This is a genomic window from Candidatus Zixiibacteriota bacterium (genome assembly GCA_021159005.1).
Lineage (GTDB): Bacteria > Zixibacteria > MSB-5A5 > UBA10806 > 4484-95 > JAGGSN01.
Genome location: JAGGSN010000221.1, coordinates 1 through 4,479, shown reverse-complemented (window position 1 = coordinate 4,479; position 4,479 = coordinate 1). Strand labels below are relative to the sequence as shown.

The 4,479-nt window shown below is 45.0% G+C and carries 1 protein-coding gene; it reads right to left on the bottom strand.

Translation table 11 applies throughout. The features are described from left to right. Positions 1–218: 218 nt before the first annotated feature. Positions 219–4,355 (bottom strand): CoA activase, encoded by a 4,137-nt coding sequence (locus J7K40_14690; protein MCD6163646.1) that lies wholly within the window; start codon positions 4,353–4,355, stop codon positions 219–221. Positions 4,356–4,479 lie beyond the last annotated feature (124 nt).

The window sequence follows — 4,479 nt, the reverse complement described above, 5'->3', positions numbered from 1 at the left end:
AATGACATCATTATAGCATCCGCCTAAGGCGGACAAAAGGCCGGACAGTAGTGACAACATATAATTTTTTACTCTTTTTACCAAACGCCGCTTGTAACAGAAATTCGTATCCGTCTGAGCCGAATGCCCCTCCGCGTTGCAGTATATATCAATCCAAAAATATAAGATGCTATTTTATCAATGACCAGCTGTTATCCTGATGGATAAAAAAGATACTATTATGAGAATACCTTATCTCTCTGCTTAGCCTGCCAGGCGGCGGCTTGGTCAACAAACGCTTCGATTTTCAAATCCTCGGTGGGATCGCCGGGACCTTCATAGGTGATATTAAGCCAGGGCACGCCTCCCAAATCGGCGCTTATCTCAGACGACAACGCCGATACGATATTACCGGGCATGCAGGTAAACGGCATACAGTTGACAATACCGCCGCAATTCTCATGCACCATATCAATCGCCTTGCCAATAGACAACACCGCCTCTCCGCCTATAGAACGGCTTAAATAAGGCACTGCATAATTTAAAACTTTACCCATTGGTTTTTCAGAGTTGCCGTTTAGCATACCATGTATAGGTTTAACAACCCTATGCTCTTCGCGGTTCTGGATATAATTCTGCAGATATGCTTTAATAAGCTCGGTATATTCCCGTTTAACGAGGCTGTGATATTTATACATATAAGTTGTATAGGCGACCCATTCTATCAATGAGGCGATAAAAACCTCGGCGCCGAAACTTTCGAGTTTATCGACAAGGTAATTATTAGCGAAACGATTGTTGCGAATGTATATCTCGCCCACTACGCCTATTTTTACTCTCGGCTTGCGATTGCGGTCTAAGCGGTTAAACATTCGGGAACTTTCGACAAGTATTTCTTTTAGATTTTCACCGCCAGCGACAACATCATCACAACCCGCCTTATATGCTTTGTTGAAAATGCTTTCCACTCCTGCCTTATCGGATGTTCCCGGTCGAGCCGACATACAAAGCTTGTAGAGATGATCGCCGAATACAAACCCCTTCCAGGCAAGCATCCTAAACCCCCTAGACGCCCCTGGGAAATCATCATAGGAATCCTCCGAGGTTGGCGAATAAATCGGCACATTATCATAGCCAAGCTTATCAAGCAGCCGTTTTTGCAGATGGTGATACTGGCCGAACCGGCATGGTCCGCCGGCGGCAGGCATAAAGAAAGCCGACCGGTCATGTTCAAAACCGGGAGACTGGACAAGTTTGATTATATCGCCGGTAGTCAGCACCGCCGGATAACATTCCTTGCCGTTGGTATATCTCCGTCCTAATTCGATTGTCTTTTCATCCGACTCGGGCATAGCCTCCGCCTCGATACCGCAATGCATTAAAGCCGATGCAAATATCTCAGCTAAATCAGACATACGGGGGACATACAGTTTGCGTCCCAACATTTTTATTTTTCTTATGGCGGGAGCTGGCTCGATTTTTTCTACAGCTTTTTCTGCTCCGCTTATGCTGTCGAGGAACGCCTCGCATCGGGTCATCAGACCGGCATCGGCGGAATGCTCATCAAGTTCGAGCGTTAAAAACGGCTTGCCCTTAAGTATATAGCTAAAATCATGAGTGATGAATGAATCAGGTCCGCAGCCAAAATTGGTGATATAAACAGCATGTATATCATTATTTTTATTAACATAATCAGCAATCCGCGTAATTGTTTTTCCGAAATGCCAATACATATCCTTTACCGGCGTATTATCGATAGGAATCATATCAGGCGGTAAACACAATGCTCCCAACGCAGCAATCTTTTTAGGAAGCTCAAGGTTTAATCCCGGGTCGCAGGTATTATAAGGACGCCCAACCATTATCAGCTTTTTGCCCTTGAAGCTTGCAAGATATTCCTTGCCCTTATCGATAAGCTTAGCATTAAAATCATCCTGAGCATTAATAGCGGTTTCGTGTGCTTTTAAAATCAGACGCTTTGAACATTTCAAAGATTTGCCTATATCAATAATCTGCCTTTTGTTTAAGTCATCGCCATAACCGAAATATATGGTTGGCGTAAGAATTGAAGCATCTTTCAGACGATCCTTCATTGCCGCTTTAACTAGGTATGGAATCGCTTGAACATAGGGGCAGAAATAGCTGTCGAGTTTTTCTTCATCGTGAGTTTTGGCATTTATTACCGAGGGCAGGAATATATGATCAACATTCCGCGTTAGCAGGTTTAATACATGACCATGTGCAACCTTAACCGGGAAACATGTTTCCGAACCGACAATTTGCGCGCCCTCACGGACGATTGTATTATTAGTCGGGGCGGAACCTATAACCTTAAATCCTAATTCATTAAATAAAGTCGCCCAGAACGGCCAATAAGCCCAATGAATCAGAAGTCTTGGAATGCCGATAACGCCTTTTGGTTTTTTATGAACTTTCTTACCATAGGAAAACATGAGTCGATTGCGCCACGCAGTCGGATTATTTCTGGCTCTTTTTTTAGATTCTTCATCAGTTTTTTCGTCATCATATTTCCCACAGCGCGACCCATAGAAAAGCTCTTTGCCTTCAGTTGAAGTAATTTTCCTGATAGTGCAGACATTGGCGCAATCCTCGCAGACAAAGCTTTCCTGCTTGAATGTTGTGTCAGCTACGCCAAAACCTTTAAAGGTGGATTGCTTATGACCGTTTTCCATTGCCAGCAAAGCCGCACCGATAGCACCGGTAACATCATGATGAGGCGGGACTGTTATGTTTTTACCGGCAACATTCTCGAAAGCGGCTACTACACCTTTATTCCAGGCAACGCCGCCCTGAAAAAATATATTATCACCGATTCTTTTGTTGCCCACTACTTTGTTGAGATAGTTATTAACAATCGAATAAGCCAGCCCGGCTACTAAGTCTTCACGCGGCGCGCCCTGCTGTTGATGGCTTATTATATCCGATTCGATAAACACCGTACACCGTTCGCCGCAGCCAACCGGACATTTCGACTGCAAAGCCAGACTGCCGAACTGTTCCTCGATTGATATATCCAAACGTTCGGCTTGTTCCTGCAAAAACGAGCCGGTGCCGGCGGCGCAGGCTTTGTTCATCTCGAAATCGACTACTGTGCCGTTGTCGATACTTATATACTTTGAATCCTGACCGCCGATTTCGAAAACAGTATCGACTTTCGGGTCGAAAAACACCGCCGCTTTAGCTTGCGCTGTGATTTCGTTTCTGACAATATCCGCGCCTAGTATATCGCCTATAAGATAGCGTCCCGAGCCGGTAGTACCTACGCCGACTATGCGAACATTGCCGTCAAGCTCATCGGCGACTTCTTTTAATCCTCGCTGGACAGTCTTTATAGGCCGCCCTTCAGTCATCAGGTAGCGGCGCGCCATCACATTGCCCTCCGAGTCGATAACCACAAGGTTTGTGGAAAGCGAACCGATATCCACGCCGAGATAGCCGGTATCGGAGGTAATTTTCGATGGGCTTGATGTAATATCATAATTCTTTGTTGACTGGCTGCTATATTTTAGCGGTTCGGCAGCTCTTTTCAATGTAAGTTTGCGGTCGAGGGCTTTTAGCTTGACAGGCTTCTTTTTGGCTTTTATTTGCGTTTCGCTGATTTTCAAAGCCGCGCCGAGCGCGCTGAAATAGAGACAGTTTTCAGGGATAATCAACTCATTATCCTGCAAGCCAAGTTCATCTTTAAACGCTTTCACTACGCCGGGGTTTAGGGCAACACCACCAACGAAAGCAACCGGCTTAACCAGTATTTTCTTCTGGATAATCGTGCTTCGATAATTGCGGACGACCGCATAGCATAAACCGGCGATAATATCATAATCTGGCGTGCCTATTTGCTGGTTATGAATCATGTCGGATTTGGCGAATACCGAACATCGGCCGGCTATATGAGGCGGGCTTGTCGATTTTAAAGCGAGCCTGCCAAATTCGTCCTCGATTGATACCTTAAGCCTGCCTGCTTGTTGGTCCAAAAACGAGCCAGTGCCGGCGGCGCATAAGCCGCTGGTGGAAAAATCTATTAGGGCATTGTCTTTTATCCGATAATATTTTGAACCCTGCCCGCCCATCTCGATAGCTGAATTCGTTTGCGGACTATATTGAACAAGCGCGGCGGCTGTGGCGATGATTTCATTTATATATGTATAATCGAGAAGTTCCGCCGACCTTTTACCGCCGGTGCCGGTGAATCCTATGCCGTCATATCGGGACAAATCCTTATCTGTAAGGTATTGCTTTAGCGCTTTTTCGGGCGCGCCCTGATGACGTATATAGGATGTTGATATAATATTTTTCCCGCTGTCGATTGCGGCAACGCTAATTGATATTGAACCTATGTCTATGCCAAGATATTCCATACATCTCCTTTGAAACGATTACTTATAAGATATTACTGCAATTAATGCAAGGAAAATATGCAAATATATGTAATACCTCAGTTATTGGGGGATAAATAAGCGGCTATTAAGCATTCTTTTTCAC

Excerpts from the sequence above, each read along its gene's own strand:
- J7K40_14690 (MCD6163646.1), bottom strand. The coding sequence starts at position 4,355 with ATGGAATATCTTGGCATAGACATAGGTTCAATATCAATTAGCGTTGCC.